The sequence below is a fragment of the Halomonas cibimaris genome, assembly GCF_055379665.1.
In genome coordinates this window covers 1,158,862-1,178,786 of sequence record NZ_AP043828.1, presented here as the reverse complement: position 1 = coordinate 1,178,786, position 19,925 = coordinate 1,158,862, and the positions used below count along the sequence as shown (strand labels likewise).

The window sequence follows — 19,925 nt, the reverse complement described above, 5'->3', positions numbered from 1 at the left end:
AGGCGCCCGGCGCCGCTTCTGCGGGCCGGGCGCTTTTGTGTGACGCTTACTTTTCCACGAAGGCACGCTCGATAACGTAGTCGCCCGGCTCACCCATGCGCGGCGAGATCTTGAAACCCAGCTCGTCGAGCAGCGCGCTGGTATCGTCGAGCATCGCCGGGCTGCCGCAGATCATGGCGCGGTCGTGGGCCGGATCAATGGGCGGCAGGCCCTTGTCCTCGGTCAGCTTGCCGCTTCGGATGTGGTCGGTCAGCCGCCCCTGGGTGTGGAAGTCTTCCCGGGTCACGGTGGGGTAGTAGACCAGCTTTTCGCGGATTTCCTCGCCCAGGTATTCGTGCTCGGGCAGCTCTTGGGTGATGAAGTCGGCGTAGGCCAGCTCGGAAACGTAGCGCACGCCGTGGACCAGAATGACCTTGTCGTACAGTTCATAGACGTCCGGGTCCTGGATCAGGCTCAAATACGGGGCCATGCCGGTGCCGGTGGACAGCAAATACAGGTTGCGCCCGGGCAGCAGGTCATCGGTGACCAGGGTGCCGGTGGGCTTGCGCCCGACGAGGATTTCATCTCCCACCTCCAGGTGCTGCAGGCGCGAAGTCAGCGGGCCGTCTTGCACCTTGATGCTGAAAAACTCCAGGTGCTCTTCGTAGTGCGGGCTGGCGATGGAGTAGGCCCGCACCAGCGGCTTGCCGTCGACTTCCAGCCCGATCATCACAAACTGGCCGGACTTGAAACGCAGGCTGGGTTCTCGGGTCGTGCGAAAGCTGAACAGCGTGTCGTTCCAGTGGTGAACGCTTAGCACTTCGGCCTTGGCGAACTTGCTCATGACGGCTCCTTTGACAATGGCAGTACACGGCCGGCCCGCGGGCCGGCCCGGCTTTTCTGGCCGCCTACTTTACCACTGCCCGCAACGTTTCGCGCCGCCGCCGAGGTGCGGCAGGCCGGCGCAGGCTCAAGCCCTTGGCGTTTCGCCGGAAAGCCCCGGCACTGCGGGCCTTGCGCGGCGCCGGGGCTACGGCCGCCAGGCGCTGCCGCTGTCAGGCCGTCAGCGCAGCTCGCTTACGGCGTCCTGAATCTCTGCCAGGGTGGACTTGGTCAGGTTTTTGGTCAGGGTGTGGATGATCAGCTTTTGCGTCGCGCCGTCGATCTTTTCGCGCAGCAGCCCCAAAAACTTGGGCGGGGCCACCACAATCAGCTTTTCCATGCTGTTGTCGATGCGGGCGGTGTACAAGCGTTCGGCCACTTGCTTGGCGAACAGTTCGTTTTCGCGCTGCAGCGCGGCTCCTTCCGCCGAGGCGCGCGGTGCGTTTGACGCAGACTCCTGCACCGAGGCGCCGGGGCTGTCGGTTACCAGATCTCCCTCGTGCAAACGCCCGGCGGCGTGCACCAGGTCTTCCTGCTCGATGAGCGTCAGCGCATCGCGGGTAAAAAGGCGCGCACGCGCGGTGTCGGCTACCACGATATACGTTGTCATCGTTGGGTTTTCTCCTGTTGAAAGCGGGCCTTGCCAAGTGGCCCTGGGTATCACAGACGAAAAACAAAACCGTTGGCGACTCGCTCACCATGGCAAGCGTCCTGGCGCCGGTCAACACGGCCGCGTGGGTTAAACCGCGTCCTTGCCGGTCTCGCCGGTACGAATGCGGATGACCTGCTCCAGCGGCATGACAAAAATCTTGCCGTCGCCGATCTTGCCGGTGTTGGCCACCTGGGTAATGGCCTCGATCACCTGCTCGGTGAGCACATCGTCTACCGCTACTTCGATTTTGACCTTGGGCAGAAAATCCACCACGTACTCGGCACCGCGATAAAGCTCGGTGTGGCCTTTCTGGCGGCCAAAACCCTTGACCTCGGTGACGGTAATGCCCTGCACGCCGATATCGGAGAGCGATTCACGCACGTCATCAAGCTTGAACGGCTTGATAATGGCAGAAATCAGTTTCATGACAGCTTCCTTTGACTTGATGCAAGAACTTTTGACTTGATGCGAGAGCGACGCAGCGCGAGGCCTGTCACCCCGGCGATACGGTAGCGTCAAGCATACACTGCCATCGAGCGCGAAGAAAAAACCGCACCGCGGCCGGGCGGCGCTTGTTTCGTGCATGCGTATCGGCGATGGGTTGGGTATCCTGCGGGGGAAGACCCCGCTTTTTTGCAACATCAAGGAGAATGCCATGGCCGCACAAGACCGCATCAGCCAGCTTGCCCAGCAGATCGGCGAGCGTCTACAAAACGCCTCCCAGGCGCCGGAAGACATCCACAAAGGCGTACAGCAGGCGGTGCGCGGCGCGTTTGACCGCCTGGAGCTGGTTTCCCGGGAAGACTTCGACATCCTCATGGACGTGCTCCAGCGCACCCGCGCCCGGGTAGAGGCGCTGGAAAGCCAGGTCGCCGCGCTGGAATCCGCCGTCGACCCCGACACCAAGGACGACGCTCCCGCACAGCACCACGACGCCGACAGCACTTTTCCTCGGGCCGACGACGGCCCGGCGGCCGGCAGCAAGGACGATACGGCCCAGGGCTAAGCAAGGGCCAGGCGCCGAGCGCATCCCCGGTACGCCGTGCCGGGGGTTTTTGCGCCCGGCCGTCACCGGCTGCTTTTTTCAACGGCGCTATCCCGGGGCGGCGTCTGCTACCCAGCGTCGCGGAAATCCGCTAGCGTAGTCGCGTCGAAAAAACACACGTCAACTGCGAGGGAACGCCATGACGCTTGCCATTGTGACGACCCGGGCCGGGCTGGGGCTTGAGGCCCCGCCGGTGCAGGTAGAAGTCCACCTGGCCAACGGCCTGCCGGGGCTGACCCTGGTAGGCCTGCCCGAGGCGGCGGTAAAGGAAAGCCGCGAACGGGTGCGCAGCGCGCTGGTCAACGCCGGCTTTGATTTTCCCAATACCCGGCGCATCACCCTGAACCTGGCCCCGGCGGATCTGCCCAAGGAAGGCGGGCGCTTTGATCTGCCCATTGCCCTTGGCATTCTTGCCGCCTCCGGCCAGCTGCCGGTAGAGGCCCTTGAAGGCATCGAGTGCGCCGGCGAGCTGGCGCTGGACGGCAAGCTGCGCGGGGTGCCCGGCGTACTGCCGCTGGCGCTTGCCACCAAGGCCGCCGGCAACCGGCTGATTATCCCGCAGGCGTGCGCCGACGAAGCCGCCCTTGCCGGCCGCGAGCTCACCGTGCTGCCGGCGGATTCGCTGTGGGAAGTCGTCGCCCACCTGCTCGACCAAACGCCCATTGCCCCGCATCGGCTGGCCACGCCGCCTGCGGCCAGCGCTCCCATGGCCGACCTTGCCGACGTGCGCGGCCAGCAGCAGGCCCGCCGGGCGCTGGAAGTCGCCGCCGCCGGCGGCCACAACCTGATCTTTGCCGGCCCGCCCGGCACCGGCAAGACCATGCTGGCCAGCCGCCTGCCGGGCATTTTGCCGCCGCTTGCCGACGACGATGCGCTGGAGGTCGCGGCGGTGCGCTCGGTATGCGGTATGGCGCTGGAAACCCACTGGGGCCAGCGCCCCTTTCGCCAGCCCCACCACAGCGCCAGCGCCGCCGCACTGGTGGGCGGCGGCTCCAAGCCCAAGCCTGGGGAAATCTCGCTGGCCCACCACGGCGTGCTGTTTCTCGACGAGCTGCCGGAGTTCTCCCGCCACGTGCTGGAGGTGCTCAGACAGCCGCTGGAAACCGGCGAGATTCATCTGGCACGCGCCAGCCACGAGCGCCGCTACCCGGCCAGTTTTCAGCTGGTGGCCGCCATGAACCCCTGCCCCTGCGGGCATCTGGGCGATCCGCGCAGCCGCTGCCAGTGCACCCAAAGCCAGATTCAGCGCTATCAGGCAAGGCTTTCCGGCCCGCTATTGGACCGTATCGACCTGCAGGTAGAGGTGCCGGCGCTGCCGCCGGAGCAGCTCACCGCGCACACCCAGGGCGAAGATTCTGCCAGCGTACGCCGGCGCGTGCTGGCCGCGCGCCAGCGCCAGCAACAGCGCGGCGCGCTCAACAGCCGGCTTTCGGGCAAAGCACTGGAAGCCGCCTGCGCGCTGGACGACGACGAGCGCGCCTGGCTTGCCGGCGTGCTGGAAAAACTCAGGCTGTCAGCGCGGGCCTATCACCGCGTGCTGCGCGTCGCGCTGACGCTTGCCGACCTGGAGGGCGCGCCCAAGCCCGTCCAGCCACACTTTATTGAAGCTATCGGCTACCGCCAGCTTGATCGCATGCTGAAGGGCGGTTAGCGCTGTGGGAAAGGCGTTTTTGCAACACTTCCTGCGGCGTTTTTCCTCCCCTTGGCCGGCGCCGGGCGGGTGGCCGGGCTGAACTCACGACCGGACCGAAAGACCAAGACATGAACGAGCCCCCCCGCTCCTCCGAGCCGCGCTTGCGTGGCGACCGTACCGACGCCGCCGGGGCGAAGCGCTGCCCGCCGTCTCTTGACCGCTTTTTCAACGTCTCCCGGCGCGGCTCTACCGTCAAAACGGAAATCCTTGCCGGCATTGCGACCTTTCTGGCCGGGATGTACATCATTGTGGTCAACCCCGCCGTGCTCAGCGACGCCGGCATCCCCTTCACCGCCGCACTCTCCGCGACGGTCATCATCAGCTTTCTGGGCAGCCTGGCCATGGCGCTCTACGCCCGCAATCCGATTCTGGTAGCGCCGGGTATGGGCATGAACGCGCTGTTTACCTATACCCTGGTGCTGGGCGCGGGGCTTAGCTGGGAGGTGGCACTGGGCTGCGTGTTCTGGTCCGGGGTGCTTTTTGCCGTGCTGGCGCTGTTCAACGTGCGCAAGGCGGTAATCGAGGCGATTCCGCTGTCGCTGCGCTATGCGATTACCTGCGGCATCGGGCTGTTTATCACCTTTATCGGGCTGCAAAACGCCGGCTTTATCGTGTCAAGCGAGGCCACGGTGGTCACCCTTGGCGAGATCGACGCCCACCTGGCAACGTTTTTCCTGGGGCTGATCGCCACCGCCGTACTGGTGATTCTGCGCTTTAACGGCGCGCTGGTGATGGGCATTGCGCTGACCACCCTGGCCGCTGCGCCCATGGGCCGGCTGTGGGGCGAGGAGGTGATGGTCGCCTGGACCGGCCTTGCCGCCTGGCCGGACTTCAGCGCGGTGATGCAGGTCGACGTCATGGGCGCGCTGAAGGTCGCCTATCTGCCGTTTATCTTTGTGATGCTGTTCACCAACTTCTTCGATGCCATGTCGTGTTTTATGGCGCTGGCCGAATCGGCCGATCTCAAAGACGCAGACGGCAACCCGCACAACCTCAAGCGCGCCATGACCGTGGATGCGTTCTCCTCGATCATTGCCGCGCCGCTGGGTACCAGCGCGGCACAGACGTTTATCGAATCCGGCGCCGGCGTGGCCCAGGGCGGGCGCACCGGCCTGGTGGCGCTGGTGGTCGCGCTGCTGTTTCTGCCGTTTTTGTTTCTCTCACCGCTGCTCTCGCTGGTGCCGGCCATTGCCACAGCCCCCGCGCTGGTGATGGTGGGGCTTTTCATGATGGCGCCGATCCGCAAGATCGACTGGGAGCATTTTGACCAGGCCTTCCCGGCGTTTCTGGCAATCATTCTGATGCCGCTGACCTATTCGATCACCCTGGGGATTGCCTTTGGCTTTATCAGCTTTGTGCTGATCAAGGTGCTCACCGGGCGCTTTGTGGAGATCAAACCGGCCATGTGGATCACCGCCGCGCTGTCGGTGGTGATGCTGCTCACCACCTAAGCGCGCGGCCGATCGGGCCACTCCGGGCGTTTGATGCCGCAGCCTTTGATCACAATCTGAATGAGAAACTGCGTGATCTCCTCCAGGTCGTCATCGTCAAGCGTTTGGCGGCCGGTAATGCCCAGCACCTGGGACTCAAAGTCGGCGTAGTGCTGGGTCGACGACCAGATCAAAAAGATCAGCCACACCGGATCTACCGGATCCATCAGGCCGCGCTCGGTCCACTGGCGAAACACCGCCGCGCGGTCTTTGACCCACGCGCGCAGATCACCTGCCAGATACTCCTGCAAAAACGGCGCGCCGCCGAGAATCTCGCTGGCAAACAGCCGCGAGCCTTCCGGGTGGCTGCGCGCCAGGCGAATCTTGGCGCGAATAAAGGCCGAAACCACCTCCACCGGGTCATCATCGGGAGAGATGCGATCGAGCATCGCGTTCCAGCGGGCCATCATGCGCTCAAGCAGGCGCACGTACAGCGTGCGCTTGCTGCCCATGTAATACAGCACGTTGGACTTGGGCAGACCGGCCTGCCGGGCAATGTCCTGAAGGCTGGCACCGCGGTAGCCGTGACGGGCAAATACGCCCTCGGCCGCCTGCAAAATCGCCTGCTCGTTGCGCCGGCGAATGGCACCGGCCTGCTGTTCGTGGGGGAAATCCGCCTTGGCCATGGTTCTCGCTTTGTTAGGCGGCCCGCCCGTGGGCGCGCCAAAGAAAAGCCAAAGCTTGCCTGAAAAGCCGTCGCCAAGGCAATGCAGACGCCCTGCGAAGCGGGCCACGGCGCTACCGCCGGCCGCGCTCGCCGGCGAGCGTTGCTTGCGGTGTGGCCCGCTGCTCCAAAAAGCCCCCCAGCTCGGCAAACAGCGCCTCGCGTATCGGCAGGGCTTCGTTGACCAGGTGATGGCACGCCCGGGGATGGCGGTAGATCTGCGCCCGGGGAAACTTCTCCGCCATAGCCGCCAGGTTATAGCGCCAGTCAACGGTGCGATCCTGTTCGCCCTGCAGCATCAGCGTTGGAAGCTCGCAGGGCGCATACCGCTTGAACCGGGCCATCCAGCGCCGCATCGCCGCCACCCACACAAGGCTAAGCTGCCAGTGCTGCAGCGGATCGTGCCGGCGAATAAAGGCCACAAAGGCCGCATCGTGGGAGTTGGGCCGGTAGCGTCTGGCTATCGTGCGCGTAAACGGGTGAACCAGACGATGCAGGGCGCTGGCCCGGTGCCAGCCCCAGGGGCGCACCAGCGGGGCCAGCAGCGCAAGCCCCGCCCAGGGCGCGACGCGCGGGCGCTCTAGCGCATCGGTTGCCAGTATCGCCGCGCCGGTACTTTGGCCGATACCAAGCCAAGGGCCGGGGGCTAGCGTTTGGGCCTGCACCGCCGCCTGCACGGTGCGCAAACACGCAACGTACGCGGCAAAATCATCGATCGCTGCGTGCTCACCGCTGGAAAGCCCGTGGCCGGGCAGATCCCACAGCACCACCTGAAAGCCCCGGGCCAGCAGCATCGCCAGCAGGTGGCGATAAAGCCCCGCGTGATCAAAGTAGCCGTGCACCACAAACACCGTGCCCCGCGGCGCCGGCGGCGCCCACACCTGACACCACAGCACAAACCGCCCTGCCGGCACCATGCCGGCATACACCTCGCGGGCCTGATGGCGGCAAGGCGTTAGCCCATAGCGCTGCAGATACGGTGCCACGGCATCCGCCAGGGCACGCTTTTGCCCCAGCGCTGCCAACCCTTCGCCGGCCGTCGCGCCAAACGCGGCCCGCAGCGCACTAAACTCGTCCATCCGCCTCTCCTCTCCAAACGCTGCCCGCACAGGCCGGGCAACAGCGGTCAAAACGGTCAAAAACAACGGTCAAATACGGTGGTTCATCGTCATTTAGTCGAGGGTCACGCCCCCTTCCGGGCCGCGCTATTTACATGCCTGCGCATTTGTGGAATTATTTTCCGCAAATGGATTTGCCGGTATTCGGGGCCGTGTCGCCATGGCCACGCCGGCCGGCATAGGGCAGCACTTGCATTCACCATGGCCGTGGCAGGCCTCGGTACTCTTGGGTACCACAGCGGGCCACGGGCACGCTAAGGGAGAGTTTTCATGAGCGAGCGTATCACGCGTCACCGTTTACAGGTGTCAGCCGACCTGGACCGCTTCATCAACGAGCAGGCACTGCCGGGAACAGGCGTTCACCAGGACGCTTTCTGGGAAGGCGTCGATGCCCTGTTTCACGACCTGACGCCGAAAAACCGTCAGCTGCTTGAAAAGCGCGACGCGCTGCAGGAAAAGCTCAGCGCCTGGCACCGCGACAACCCCGGCCCGATTACGGACATGCCGGCCTACCGCCGCTTTCTTACCGACATCGGCTATCTGACCGATGTCCCCGAAAGCGTCACCACCACCACCGCCAACGTGGACCCCGAGCTTGCCTCCCAGGCCGGCCCGCAGCTGGTCGTGCCGGTCAACAACGGCCGCTACGCGCTCAACGCCGCCAACGCCCGCTGGGGCAGCCTCTACGACGCGCTCTACGGCACCGACGTCATCGCCGAAGACGACGGCGCTGACATCACCCGCGAGTTCAACTTCAAGCGCGCCGACAAGGTCATCGCCTATGCCCGCGGCGTGCTCGACCAGGTGGCACCGCTGGCCGACGGCTCTCACCGCGACGCCACCCGCTACGCCGTCCGCGACGGCAAGCTGGTCGTCACGCTGGACGGCGGCGGTGAGACCGGCCTCAAAGAGGCCGACAAGCTGGTCGGCTTTAACGGCGACGCCGCCGACCCAAGCTCTATTCTGCTGGTCAACCACGGCCTGCACGTGGAAATCCAGATCGACGGCGACAACTTCATCGGCAAAACCGACCCGGCGCGCGTCAAAGACGTGGTCATGGAGGCCGCCACGTCCACCATCATGGACTGCGAAGACTCCATCGCCGCGGTAGATGCCGAAGACAAGGTCGGCGTGTACCGCAACTGGCTTGGCCTGATGAAAAGCGACCTGCAGGAATCCGTCGAAAAAGGCGGCAAGTCCTTTATTCGCGAGCTGCGCGGGGATCGCACCTGGCAGGGCGTTGACGGCAGCGACGTAACGCTTCAGGGCCGCGCGCTGATGTTTATCCGCAACGTCGGCCACCTGATGACCACCCCGGCCATCCTCGACGACCAGGGCAACGAAGTGCCCGAGGGCCTTCTTGACGCGGTGATGTCGTCTCTGATCGCCATGCACGACCTGCAAAAACCCGCCGACCAGCCGCGCAACTCGCGCACCGGCTCGGTGTACATTGTCAAGCCGAAAATGCACGGCCCGGAGGAAGTCGCTTTTGCCAACGAGCTGTTCGGCCGCGTCGAAGACCTCCTCGGCCTGGCGCGCGACACGCTGAAAATGGGCATCATGGACGAAGAGCGCCGCACCAGCGCCAACCTCAAGGCCTGCATCAACGCCGCAAGCTCTCGGGTGGTCTTTATCAACACCGGCTTTCTCGACCGCACCGGCGATGAAATGCACAGCGTCATGGAAGCCGGCCCGATGGTGCGCAAGGGCGATATGAAAGCCACCGCCTGGCTTAACGCCTATGAGAAAAACAACGTGCAGACGGGCCTGGCCTGCGGCCTGCGCGGCCGCGCCCAGATCGGCAAGGGCATGTGGGCCATGCCCGATCTGATGCACGACATGCTGGAACAGAAAATCGGCCATCCCAAGGCCGGCGCCAATACCGCCTGGGTGCCCTCGCCAACGGCGGCAACGCTACATGCGCTGCACTATCATCAGGTAGACGTTGACGCCGTACAGCACGAGCTGGCAAGCCAGGAAGAGACCGACCTGCTTGACGATCTGCTGAGCATCCCGGTCGAGCCCGATCCGAGCTGGAGCGCTGACGCTATCCAGCAGGAGCTGGACAACAACTGCCAGGGCATTCTCGGCTACGTGGTCCGCTGGGTGGAACACGGCGTAGGCGTCTCCAAGGTGCCCGACATCCACAACGTCGGCCTGATGGAAGACCGCGCCACGCTGCGCATCTCCAGCCAGCACATTGCCAACTGGCTGCATCACGGCATTGTGGAACACGCCCAGGTCGAGGAAACGCTCAAGCGTATGGCCAAGGTCGTCGACGAGCAAAACGCCGGTGACCCGAATTACACGCCGATGACCTCGCACCTGGACGATTCCACCGCGTTCAAGGCCGCGTCCGATCTGATCTTCAAGGGTCTGGAACAGCCCTCCGGCTACACCGAACCGCTGCTTCATCAGTGGCGCCAAGTGGAAAAAGCCAAGGCGCAGTAAACGTCATCAATCGCCAAAGCCCCCTCAAGGCCCTGCCCTGAGGGGGCTTTTTTATGCCTGCCGGCAGCGCCCGGAGCGCCAGGCCGTTACGCCCAGCGCCAGCCATCCGGCGATCAGCAAAAGGCCGCCCAGCGGCGTCACCAGCCCAACGCTGAGCCCGCCCAGCGCCAGGGCGTAGAGCGAGCCGGAAAACGCCGCCGTTCCTCCAAGCCACAGCGCAATCACCGGGCAAAGGGGCAGGCGCGGGGCCAGCTGCTGCCAGACCAGCGCCCCCATCAGCGCAAGCGTATGCCACATCTGGTAGCGCACGGCGGTGTTAACGGTGGCAATGGTCGACTGCTCCGCCCAGGACGCCATGCCGTGGGCGGCATACGCTCCCAGCCCCACCGCCGTGGCACCCAGCAATGCCACCAAGCCCCACGCCGCTTTGTGCCACGGCCCCAGCGCGCCGCTCGCAGGCGGCCTATCCAAGCCAGGCCGATCATCGTTTACGGGCATAAGACACTCCTGAAAAAACACGTCTGGAAAACGGCTACAATAGCACCCCGTCAGGGCGGCCCGGGCGCGTTGACGGTTTTTCGCGCCCGGCGCTTGCGATACTCACCCAAGCGGTAGGAAAATAATGCCATGACACAGCATACCATCGCGCTTAACGGCGAACCCTACACCGTAAAGCCCCGGGCCAGCGCAGCCGATCTGGTCGAGCAGCTTGGCCTTGGCGGGCGTCGCATTGCCGTTGAGATCAACGAAGAAATCGTCCCTCGCAGCCGGCTGGCCGAAACGCGCCTGGCCAGCGGCGACAAGGTCGAAATTGTGCATGCCATCGGCGGCGGCTAGCACGTACACAAAGGAAGGCTTATGACCACACTGCATGACGCGCCGCTGACCGTTGCCGGCCGCGAATTCCGCTCTCGCCTGCTGGTCGGCACGGGCAAGTATCAAGACTTCGCCGAGGCCGGTGCCGCCATCACGCAGAGCGCTGCGGAGATCGTCACCTTTGCCGTGCGCCGCACCAACCTGGGCCAAAACGCCGACGCGTCGAACCTGCTCGATCACATATCGCCAAAACGCTACACCCTGCTGCCCAATACCGCCGGCTGCTACAGCGCCCGGGAGGCCGTGCGCACCTGCCGGCTGGCCCGGGAGCTGCTCGACGGCCACAGCCTCGTCAAGCTTGAAGTGCTGGGCGACGATGAGACCCTCTATCCCAACGTCAGCGAAACCCTTAAAGCGGCACAGACGCTGCTCGACGACGGCTTCGATGTCATGGTCTACACCAGCGACGACCCCATCGTCGCCCGGGAGCTTGAGGCCATGGGCTGCGCGGCCATCATGCCGCTGGGCTCGCTGATCGGCTCCGGCCACGGCATTCAAAACCCGCATAACGTGCGCCTGATCGTCGAGCGCAGCCGCGTGCCGGTGCTCATTGACGCCGGCATCGGCACCGCCTCGGACGCCGCCATGGCCATGGAGCTGGGCTGCGACGGCGTTCTGCTCAACTCCGCCATTGCCCAGGCCAACGACCCGGTACGCATGGCGCGCGCCATGCAGCAGGCGGTACAGGCCGGGCGCGACGCCTTTCTTGCCGGGCGCATGCCGCGGCGCCAGAGCGCCGATCCTTCCACCCCTTTTGCCGGCCGTATCAACGGCTGACGGACACCCAGCGCAACATGACAGACACAGACACACACGCACCGCCTCACAGCACCACCGGCCCGGAAAGCGCAGATGCCCCGCTGCACCGGCGCGGCATTAAAAGCTATGTCACCCGCGCCGGGCGCATGACCCAAGCGCAAACGCGCGGGCTAACCGACATCTGGCCACGGCTGGGGCTATCCATTGCCGACGGCTGCCAGGATCTCGACGCGCTTTTCGGCCGCCGTGCCCCGCGGGTGGTGGAGATCGGTTTTGGCATGGGCACCTCGCTGATTGAACAGGCCGAGCGCCACCCCCAGACCGACTTTATCGGCATCGAGGTCCACGCCCCGGGCGTGGGCAAGCTGCTCGACGAGGCTGACAAGCGCGGCCTGCGCAATATTCGCGTCTACCGCGAAGATGCCCTGGCCGTGCTGGAGCAATGCCTGCCCGCCGACAGCGTCGACACGCTGCAGCTGTTTTTTCCCGATCCCTGGCCCAAGACCAAACATCACAAGCGGCGTATCGTGCAGCCGGCGTTTGTCGCGCTGGTACGCTCGCGGCTGGCCATCAACGGGCAGTTTCATCTGGCCACGGACTGGGAGCCCTACGCCGAGTGGATGGCCGAGGTGCTGGATGCAGCACCCGGCTTTACCAACACCGCCAGCGGCGATAGCGCGCCTTACGTGCCGCGCCCGGCGTTTCGCCCGCTGACCAAGTTCGAACAGCGCGGCGAAAAGCTGGGGCACGGCGTTTGGGATCTGATCTACCGCCGCATCGGCTGAATCTGGCTTTGCCGCAGCGCTTGGCGGCACAAAAAAAACCGCTCCCGGAGGAGCGGTGCAAAGCCGTGAATCGCTATCTTGAATAGCAATGAGAGGGAGAATCCGTGGCAGCCAACTGGCGGTGGCTGCCGTGGCCGTGGCGCCTCATTACGTGCCACGCCTTTACTGTAAAACGTCGCATTTTATACGTCAATACAAATGCGAACGCTTTTTATTTACTTTTCAGGCAACCAGCCGCAGCCATAGCGGCAGCGTCACCATCGCCAGCAGCGTCTGTCCGGTAATAATCGCGGCCATCAGCTCGGCATCGCCGCCGAGCTGGCGCGCCAGGATATAGGCCGACGTGGCGGTGGGCAGCGCAGCGAACAACAGCGCCACATCCCGGGCAACCGGGTCCAGCCCCACCCCCCAGGCCAGCGCCAGCGCAAGCCCCGGCATCAATACCAGCTTAATGGCAAGCGCTGCCAGCACCCCTGGGTTCAGCCGCATCAGCGCTGACAGGCGCAGCGCCACCCCCACCGCCAACAGCCCAAGAGGCAGCGCCGCGCGCCCCACCAGTGAGACGGCCTGCTCGCTCCAGCCGGGTAGCCCGGGGCCGGCAAGGTTGAGCCCCACGCCCAGCAGGCAGGCGAGAATCAGCGGGTTTTTCATCACCGCCAGCGCGCTTTTTTTCACACCGCCGCGCCCCAGCGTGCCGGCGGCCACAAAGCCCGCCACGCAGATCACGTTGACCGTGGGCACCATCAGCGCCAGTGCCACCGCCGCCACCGTCGCCCCCGGGCCTGCGTGCAGCGCCGCCGCGCCGGCGACGCCTACGTAGCTATTAAAACGCAGCGCGCCCTGAAACACCGAGGTGAACGCCGCCGCTTCCAGGCCCAAACGCTGGCGCAGATGCCATAGCCCCCAGGCAAACACCGCCATCGCTCCCAGCAGCACGGCGGCCAGGCGCACTACGGGCACCTGGCGGATATCGGCCGTGGCCAGCGTCGCGACCAGCATGGCGGGGAACAGCACAAAATACACCAGCCGCTCAAGCTGCGGCCAGAAAGCCGCCGGCAGAAAACGGCCGGCACCCAGCACAGCGCCCAGGGCGATCAGCGCAAACAGCGGCAGCAGGGCCTCCATAATTTCGCTCACCCGTCTCTCCTTGGCTTTTGCCGTCTTGTTTGGCGCTTAGCTCCCGGACGCTGGCCCTGCGACATCCCAGCACAGGGGAGCGGCCATAATAGCTGCTATCATGCCGGTATCCATGCTGCCTTCCGGGCGCCTTTACGTCCCACGACTCAGGTCGCTGTGAATGTTATATCCGTCATGCACGCTACCACGTGCTCTGCCATGAAAAAGACGTCCGATCCTGCCGGCCGGCCGTCTTTTCCCGTACTGCCAACGCTGATCCTGGTCACCGGCCTCGCTTTGGCCGCGTTTGGCTGGTACGCCCTGTCCCACTGGCTGCACGGTAGCGAGGAAACCGCCTGGTACCCGCCTGCAAAAGGCTGCAATCTGCATCAGGAAAGCTGTACGGCCGTGCTCGGCGAAAAAGGTCAGCTCACCTTTACCGTCGCCACCGCGGACGGGCGCATCGAGGCGCTGGAAATGCTGCCGCTGGAAGTGACCGTTCAGGGCATCGACGCCCGCAGCGCCACGGTGGACTTTATCGGCCGCGAGATGGACATGGGCCTTCATCGCTTTGTGCTGCAGGCGCGCCGCGAAGATCGCTTTACCGGCCAGGGGCAGGTGGGCCTTTGCGTTCACGACGTGATGCCCTGGCGTGCCCGGGTCGTGGTGGATACACCGGATGGGCGCATCGGCAGCTGGTTTGATTTTGACGTGGTCAAAAGCTGACCCGCGCAGTGCACAGGTCAAACAGCAGCTAGTCGCGTGCGACGGCCTCTTGCAGGCGCTCAAGCATGGCCAGCAGCGCGCCGGCCTGGGTACCCTCCCGGGTATCGTGAAGCGGGTAAAGCTGCCAGGAACTCTCGGCAAACCCCCACCAGTCCCAGCAGCCCTGCGGGTTAGCCAGAGTGCTTTCGGCCCGAGGATAGAGCACTACCTCGTTATGGGCATCGGCCCAGGCGTTGAGCCCCGTCTGCCCGGCAAAGGCTTTTCCTTGCGTGGCCGCGTTCGCGTTACAGCCGTGCAGGGCAAGCGTCGCCCCGCAGCCGCCGTCCGTGCAGGCCTCAGGCACGTAGACGTAGCCGGTATCGGCAAGCCCCCGGGCGTTGAAATCGCGCTGATCGAAGGCGCGCAGCGCACCCGCCTCGGGCGCGCTGCGTAACGCCCGCTGCGGGTACAGCCAGTTCATCATCTCGCCGGCCACCGGCGCCGGCGGCCAGCCGTGGCCGGCGTCAGCGTCATTCACCTTCTTGACTCGGGCGTCACCCAGCCAGCCCTGAAGCTGCTCGGCCAGCAGATCACCCAGTATCGGGGCCACAACGTCGTCCTGCTGGCCGTGCCAGACATAGCCACGCAGCCGGCCAAGGGCGGCGTCGTCTCCCACCTGTCCCCGAGACTGATAGTCCGCGCGGCGGGCGTCAAGCGCGGCCAGCGACGGCTCGCCGCGCCGGACCATCATGCACTGGTTAAGCGCCAGGCTGAGCTTGCCCTGGGCGCAGCCCCAGGGGCCGGCCCCCAGCGCTCCCAGGCCGTGAAAGCGCTCGGGCCAGGCCACCGCCAGCTGGGTCGCCATATAGCCGCCTGATCCCATGCCCACCGCGCTTGCCGCCTCGCTTATCGTGCCCAGCGCCGGCAGCGCCGGGGGCGGCGATACCTCCTCTGCTGCGATTACCGATAGCGGCAGCGCCAGACCGGCCGCTGCTAACAGCCGGGGCACGCTGTGGCTCACACTCGCCGGGGCCTGCATGACTATTCGACGTCCAGCAGTTCAACGTGGAAGATCAGCACCTTGTTGGGGCCGATGGGGCCCTGGCCGCGCTCGCCGTAGGCCAGATCGGCGGGAATGTAAAGCTTCCACACGTCGCCTTCGCTCATCAGCTGCAGCGCCTCCTGCCAGCCTTTGATCACCTGATTGACCTTGAAGCTGACCGGCTCGCCGCGCTCGATGGAGCTGTCAAACACGGTGCCGTCGCGCAGCGTGCCTTCATAGTCCACCTTGACGCTGTCATCGGCGGCCGGCGTTGCGCCATCGCCTGATTCAAGCACTTCGTACTGCAGGCCGGAGTCGGTCACGGTGACCTCCTCACGCTCGGCGTTTTCTTTCAGGAAGGCTTCGCCCTGCTCAAGATTTTCCGCTGCCAGCGCGGCGGCTTCCTGCTGGCGGGCCTGCATAGCGTTTTGCTGAAAGGCCGCCAGCGCCTCTTTCATTTCGTCTTCGCCAAGGGCCAGCTCGCTGCCCTCGAAGACATCGCGCATCCCTTGGCTGAAGGTATCGATATCCAGCTCTTCGATATCGGCATGCATGCTTTTTCCCAGGGTGACGCCAAGGCTATACGCCAGACGCTCGTCGTCTGTCTGCGGCGCGGCAAGCGCCAGCGGTGCCGCTACCAGGGCGGCAAACGGAATAGCGGTTAGCAATGTTTTCATCGGGGCACCTTTTTTATTGCAACGTAGAGGGCAACTACACGGAAAGTACGCGCTCCACGCTACCTTAACAGGGCAGTCCGTCCAGCGCATCTGCGCGCCTGACGCACCGGCACAGCCCGATGCCGCAGCCTTGACACAGCGGCAGGATTCCTCTTCTCTACACATGTCATTACAAAAAGGAGCACATCATGAAACTGCACAAACTGGTTGTCGGTATTACCGCATGTGGCCTGCTCAGCGCCGCCGCCGCGGCAAACGCGGAAACATGGCGTTTTGGCTTGGAAGAAATCGAAGGCAGCGTGCAGCACGGCTATGCCGTGGAGTTCAAAAAGCTCATCGAAGAAAAATCCGGCGGTGACATTACCGTCAACCTGCTGCCCTACGGCACCTGGGGCTCCTCGTATACCGCGCTTTACGACGCCGTACAAAGCGGCGCTATTCAGCTGGGCTTCGGCTCCGGGGCGCTGGGCGGCACCGTACCGGAAAGCCAGCTGCTGAGCCTTAACTTCGTCATGCCGGCCGACCAGATGAAAACGGCCGAGGTGCTCAACTCCGACGCATTTCTCAAAAGCGACGCCTGGCAAGCATCGTTTCGCCAGCGTGGCCTGGTGCCGCTTGCCGAGCTCGCGGAAGGCTACCAGGTGTGGACGACCAACAAGGCCATCAACAAGCCCGAGGACATGGAAAGCCTGCAGATTCGCGTAATGGATAACAGCCTACTGCGTGAAGGCTACAAAGCCTACGGCGCAGCGCCGATCTCCATTGCCTACGGCGAGCTTTACAGCGCGCTGCAGCAAGGCCAGGCAGAAGGCAACATTCAGCCGGTATTCGCCCACGAGGAAATGGGCTTTTACGAAGTGCAGGACTACATGATCTTTGCCAAGCAGGCCCAGTTCGTTGCCACGCTCATGGCCAACGAAAACTGGTACGAAGACCTCAGCGACGATCAGCAGTCCATGCTTGATGCCGTGACCGACGAGCTCGTCGAGAAGGGCTACCGCATCCAGGAGCAGTTCAACTCCGAGCGCCTGCAGACCATCAAGGACAAAAGCGACATCGAAATCATCGAGCTCACCGAAGAGCAGCGCGACGAGTTCCGCAAGCTGGCCAAGCCGGTACGCCAAAGCTTTGTCGACGACGTCGGTGAACGCGGCGGCGAAGCGCTGGACAAGCTGCTGACAGCGTTTGACAGCGCCGAAGGCGAAGAAAGCAGCGAGCAGTAAAGCCACGCAGCCTGAAAGCCATGCAGCCTGCGCAATAGAAAGCCGAGCGTTCCGCTCGGCTTTTTTGCGCCGGTATTGGCCCCGCACCCAGGCCTGCCATGTTACCCGGCGGGCCTGGGTGCGCGTTACTCGCCGCCCAGCGAGGGCAGCAGCAGCGAGATCTGCGGGAAGAGAATAAGCAGTATGGTGGCCAGCAGCATAATCACGATAAACGGCGGCGTGCCGCGAATCACGTCCATATACGGCCGGCGAAATACGGCAATCGCGGTGAAGATGTCACAGCCAAACGGCGGCGTGGCCGAACCGATCGCCGCCTGCAGCGTGACGATAACGCCCACATGTACCGGATCAAGCCCGGTAGAGACAATAAGCGGCTTGAAGATCGGCACCAGAATCAAAATCACCACGATGGGGTCGACGAACATGCAGCCGATGAAAAACGCCGCGGCAATCAGCATCAGCGCCAGCAGCTGGTTATCGCCTATGCCGTCAATCAGCGGGCCCAGCACCTGCTCGGGCACGCCGGCGGTGCCCAGCGTCTGGGAAAACGCCGCGCCGATCGCCACCAGAATGAACACCACCGCGGTGATCATGCCGGTCGACAGCGCCAACCCTCCCAGGTCACGGATGGAAACCTGGCGATAGATGATAACTTCCAGCACCAGCGCGTAGGCCACGGCCACCGCCGAGGCTTCTACCGCGCTGAAAAAGCCGCCGTATATACCGCCGACCACCAGCACCGGAAAGCCCATCGGCAACAGCACTTTGCGAATCGCCGTGGCGCGCTCGGCCCAGCTCGTACGCGTTTCGGGCTCGATACCCTTGAGGCGGGCATCGATGTAGCAGTAAACGGAAAACAGCATCAGGATCATCACGCCGGGAAGCACGCCGGCCAGAAACAGATCACCGATGGATTCCTTCATCACCACGCCGTAGATGATAAAGCCGATGCTCGGCGGAATCAGCAGCGCAATGTCGCTTGCGTTGATGATCAGCGCAAGCGTAAAGCTATCGGTATAGCCCTTGGCCAAAAGCCGCGGGCGCATGGGGCCACCCATGGCCACCACCGTTGCCTGGGTAGACCCTGATACGGCGCCAAACAGCGCACAGGAGGCCGCCGTGGTGATCGGCAAACCGCCGCGAATATGCCGAGTGAAGGCATCCACCACGTCGAGCAGGCGGTTGGCCGTATGCCCTTTGGTCAAGATATCGGCGGCAAAAATAAACATCGGCACCGCCGCCAGCACCCAGCTGCCGACGCCGTTGATCATCCAGCTCACCGCCTGATCCGGCCCGAAAAAGGTCATGTCGGTGAACATCATGTAAAACGTGCCCACCGCCAGCGGCACCATCATCGGGAAGCCCATCAGCAGCAGCACCAGCATTAAAATACCCAGTCCGGCTAGCATGCGCGTATCCTCAGTGTTGTTATTGATTCCATATCGGTTGCCAAACAGCGTGGCAGCAGCTGTCTTCGGTAGACGACCGCCGCGTTACTCTTCCACCGGCGTTTCGGCAAACCCTTCCTTTTCGCGGAAGTTGCGATAGATATCCCCACTGATCATGTTGCGCACGGCGGTCAACACATACTGCACGCCGGCCAGCGAAAAGCCGACGGGCAGCGCGGTGTAGACCATCCACAGCGGAATATGCAGCGATGAACTTGTGCGCCCCCGGTCGTGCAGCGTCGTCACATAGCCCACCGATTGATACGCGAAGTAAAACATCAGTGCCGCGCTGCCAAGGCAAATAATGATCAAAAGCCCTTTGCGTACCCGGCCGCTGAGCTGCTCGTAAATGGCCGACATGCTGATATGGCGTGCATGGCGCGCGGCATAGCTCACGCCAACGAAGGTGATGATGACGATCAGCATTTCGGTCACCTCGTAGGTGCCGGGTATACCGGTTTGAAACACCAGGTTGCTGACCACGTGGGTGCTCATCAAAAGCGCCATGCCCAGGATACAAACGGTAATGATCCATTTCTCCACGGCGCCCAGCGCCGTATCGAGCGCGCTTAGCGCGCGCAGCAGGCCGCTTTGTGACAAGTGTTGCGTTGCAGGCTTATCGGTCATGGAAGCTACCTTCTGGTTTGCCGCCAAAGCGCGGCATCAATGTCGGCAGATGTTTGAAACGGCTGCCGACGGCCACCGTTGGGACATAGCGCGGCAAACACGAAAAATCCTCACTCTACGTTTTAACGGTAGCGTACCCGGGCAGGTGCTTCAACGCGATTGCGCGCCGCAGGCCTCAAGCCCTTCGGCCAATGCCTCCAGCGCTTCACGCTGTGCCGGGGTCAGCGCCATGCCCGGGGCCAGCCAGGAAACGGGCTCTCCTGCGCTCGCTTTGACTACCCCGCCGGGCCTGCAGGCCATGGCCTGCAGCCGGGCAAGCGCCTGCTTTTCCGCCTGCAATTCGGCGTCCTTGAGGGTCTGGCGCAGCCGGGCAAGCGCCGGATCACTGGCCGCCGCCGGCTTCAGCCAGCGGCGGCGCTCGCGCAGCGGGCGAGTATAGTCACGCTGCCAGGCATGAAGGCCATCCAGGTCGCGCTCGGCACAGGCGGCAGGCATCAGGCCGCGTTCGCACAGCCACAAACGCCACAGCAGCACGCACACGTCCATGCCGGCCTCATCCTGCAAAAAGAGCAGGCGGCCGGCCACGCCGGGGCGCGCATAAAAATCCCGCGCAAACGCCCACAGCGCATCCTGCTGAACGCCGGTCAATCGGGTAGAATCGGCCATCATGGTTGCCCTATTCACAAAACACGC

21 protein-coding genes are annotated in these 19,925 nt (G+C 64.0%); 9 read left to right on the top strand and 12 right to left on the bottom strand.

Annotated features, from left to right (window positions below):
- Positions 1-46: 46 nt before the first annotated feature.
- From ACZ415_RS05430 to ACZ415_RS05420, 3 genes are all read right to left on the bottom strand, one after another.
- The gene (locus ACZ415_RS05430) at positions 47-823 is read right to left on the bottom strand and encodes a ferredoxin--NADP reductase (protein ID WP_344704846.1); all 777 of its coding nucleotides are present in this window, start codon (positions 821-823) and stop codon (positions 47-49) included.
- 219 nt (positions 824-1,042) lie between these two features.
- On the bottom strand, positions 1,043-1,471 hold the full coding sequence (locus ACZ415_RS05425; RefSeq protein WP_344704845.1) for a host attachment protein: 429 nt from the start codon (positions 1,469-1,471) through the stop codon (positions 1,043-1,045).
- Positions 1,472-1,600: 129 nt separating this feature from the next.
- A complete protein-coding gene (locus ACZ415_RS05420; RefSeq protein WP_344704844.1) occupies positions 1,601-1,939 on the bottom strand; it encodes a P-II family nitrogen regulator in 339 nt (112 codons plus the stop codon).
- Positions 1,940-2,168: 229 nt separating this feature from the next.
- Here ACZ415_RS05420 and ACZ415_RS05415 point away from each other — a divergent pair, with 229 nt between their 5' ends.
- The 3 genes from ACZ415_RS05415 (at position 2,169) to ACZ415_RS05405 (ending at position 5,702) form a co-directional block, all read left to right on the top strand.
- Complete coding sequence (locus ACZ415_RS05415) at positions 2,169-2,519, top strand: accessory factor UbiK family protein (protein ID WP_344704843.1); 351 nt, start codon at positions 2,169-2,171, stop codon at positions 2,517-2,519.
- A 178-nt stretch (positions 2,520-2,697) separates the two neighbouring features.
- The gene (locus tag ACZ415_RS05410) at positions 2,698-4,209 is read left to right on the top strand and encodes a YifB family Mg chelatase-like AAA ATPase (protein ID WP_344704842.1); all 1,512 of its coding nucleotides are present in this window, start codon (positions 2,698-2,700) and stop codon (positions 4,207-4,209) included.
- Between the two features lie 110 nt (positions 4,210-4,319).
- Positions 4,320-5,702: an NCS2 family permease gene (locus ACZ415_RS05405; RefSeq protein ID WP_344704841.1), complete on the top strand. Its 1,383-nt coding sequence runs from the start codon at positions 4,320-4,322 to the stop codon at positions 5,700-5,702.
- Here the strand turns inward: ACZ415_RS05405 and ACZ415_RS05400 are convergent.
- Positions 5,699-6,367 (bottom strand): TetR/AcrR family transcriptional regulator, encoded by a 669-nt coding sequence (locus tag ACZ415_RS05400; protein ID WP_344704840.1) that lies wholly within the window; start codon positions 6,365-6,367, stop codon positions 5,699-5,701. The two genes, ACZ415_RS05405 and ACZ415_RS05400, sit on opposite strands and share 4 nt — an antisense overlap.
- A 112-nt stretch (positions 6,368-6,479) precedes the next feature.
- Positions 6,480-7,484: an alpha/beta hydrolase gene (locus ACZ415_RS05395; protein WP_344704839.1), complete on the bottom strand. Its 1,005-nt coding sequence runs from the start codon at positions 7,482-7,484 to the stop codon at positions 6,480-6,482.
- 309 nt (positions 7,485-7,793) lie between these two features.
- Here ACZ415_RS05395 and ACZ415_RS05390 point away from each other — a divergent pair, with 309 nt between their 5' ends.
- On the top strand, positions 7,794-9,974 hold the full coding sequence (locus ACZ415_RS05390) for a malate synthase G (protein WP_344704838.1): 2,181 nt from the start codon (positions 7,794-7,796) through the stop codon (positions 9,972-9,974).
- 51 nt (positions 9,975-10,025) lie between these two features.
- Here the strand turns inward: ACZ415_RS05390 and ACZ415_RS05385 are convergent, their stop codons facing one another.
- On the bottom strand, positions 10,026-10,472 hold the full coding sequence (locus ACZ415_RS05385) for a DUF423 domain-containing protein (RefSeq protein ID WP_464387774.1): 447 nt from the start codon (positions 10,470-10,472) through the stop codon (positions 10,026-10,028).
- A gap of 129 nt (positions 10,473-10,601) precedes the next feature.
- Between ACZ415_RS05385 and thiS the strand changes: the two genes are divergently transcribed.
- From thiS to trmB, 3 genes are read left to right on the top strand one after another with little or no spacing between them, the layout of a single operon-like run.
- The gene (gene thiS / locus ACZ415_RS05380) at positions 10,602-10,811 is read left to right on the top strand and encodes a sulfur carrier protein ThiS (RefSeq protein ID WP_344704836.1); all 210 of its coding nucleotides are present in this window, start codon (positions 10,602-10,604) and stop codon (positions 10,809-10,811) included.
- A 21-nt stretch (positions 10,812-10,832) separates the two neighbouring features.
- The gene (locus tag ACZ415_RS05375; RefSeq protein WP_344704835.1) at positions 10,833-11,627 is read left to right on the top strand and encodes a thiazole synthase; all 795 of its coding nucleotides are present in this window, start codon (positions 10,833-10,835) and stop codon (positions 11,625-11,627) included.
- A gap of 17 nt (positions 11,628-11,644) precedes the next feature.
- The gene (trmB, locus tag ACZ415_RS05370; RefSeq protein WP_344704834.1) at positions 11,645-12,394 is read left to right on the top strand and encodes a tRNA (guanosine(46)-N7)-methyltransferase TrmB; all 750 of its coding nucleotides are present in this window, start codon (positions 11,645-11,647) and stop codon (positions 12,392-12,394) included.
- A gap of 222 nt (positions 12,395-12,616) precedes the next feature.
- Here the strand turns inward: trmB and ACZ415_RS05365 are convergent, their stop codons facing one another.
- Positions 12,617-13,519, bottom strand: coding sequence for an AEC family transporter (locus ACZ415_RS05365; RefSeq protein ID WP_344704938.1), 903 nt, complete (start codon positions 13,517-13,519; stop codon positions 12,617-12,619).
- A 210-nt stretch (positions 13,520-13,729) separates the two neighbouring features.
- On the opposite strand from ACZ415_RS05365, the gene ACZ415_RS05360 reads away from it, so the two are divergent.
- A complete protein-coding gene (locus ACZ415_RS05360; RefSeq protein WP_344704833.1) occupies positions 13,730-14,236 on the top strand; it encodes a hypothetical protein in 507 nt (168 codons plus the stop codon).
- A gap of 28 nt (positions 14,237-14,264) precedes the next feature.
- Here the strand turns inward: ACZ415_RS05360 and ACZ415_RS05355 are convergent, their stop codons facing one another.
- On the bottom strand, positions 14,265-15,236 hold the full coding sequence (locus ACZ415_RS05355; protein ID WP_344704832.1) for a PHB depolymerase family esterase: 972 nt from the start codon (positions 15,234-15,236) through the stop codon (positions 14,265-14,267).
- A gap of 20 nt (positions 15,237-15,256) precedes the next feature.
- Positions 15,257-15,934, bottom strand: coding sequence for an FKBP-type peptidyl-prolyl cis-trans isomerase (locus ACZ415_RS05350; protein ID WP_344704831.1), 678 nt, complete (start codon positions 15,932-15,934; stop codon positions 15,257-15,259).
- Between the two features lie 188 nt (positions 15,935-16,122).
- Here ACZ415_RS05350 and dctP point away from each other — a divergent pair, with 188 nt between their 5' ends.
- Positions 16,123-17,157: a TRAP transporter substrate-binding protein DctP gene (gene dctP, locus ACZ415_RS05345; protein ID WP_344704830.1), complete on the top strand. Its 1,035-nt coding sequence runs from the start codon at positions 16,123-16,125 to the stop codon at positions 17,155-17,157.
- 125 nt (positions 17,158-17,282) lie between these two features.
- Here the strand turns inward: dctP and ACZ415_RS05340 are convergent, their stop codons facing one another.
- The 3 genes from ACZ415_RS05340 to ACZ415_RS05330 all read right to left on the bottom strand — a co-directional run bounded on the left by ACZ415_RS05340 (position 17,283) and on the right by ACZ415_RS05330 (position 19,901).
- Entirely contained in the window at positions 17,283-18,566 is a 1,284-nt protein-coding gene (locus ACZ415_RS05340; RefSeq protein ID WP_344704829.1) for a TRAP transporter large permease, read from the bottom strand.
- 84 nt (positions 18,567-18,650) lie between these two features.
- Entirely contained in the window at positions 18,651-19,232 is a 582-nt protein-coding gene (locus tag ACZ415_RS05335; RefSeq protein ID WP_344704828.1) for a TRAP transporter small permease, read from the bottom strand.
- Positions 19,233-19,382: 150 nt separating this feature from the next.
- A complete protein-coding gene (locus tag ACZ415_RS05330) occupies positions 19,383-19,901 on the bottom strand; it encodes a TIGR02444 family protein (RefSeq protein ID WP_464387773.1) in 519 nt (172 codons plus the stop codon).
- Positions 19,902-19,925: the final 24 nt, after the last annotated feature.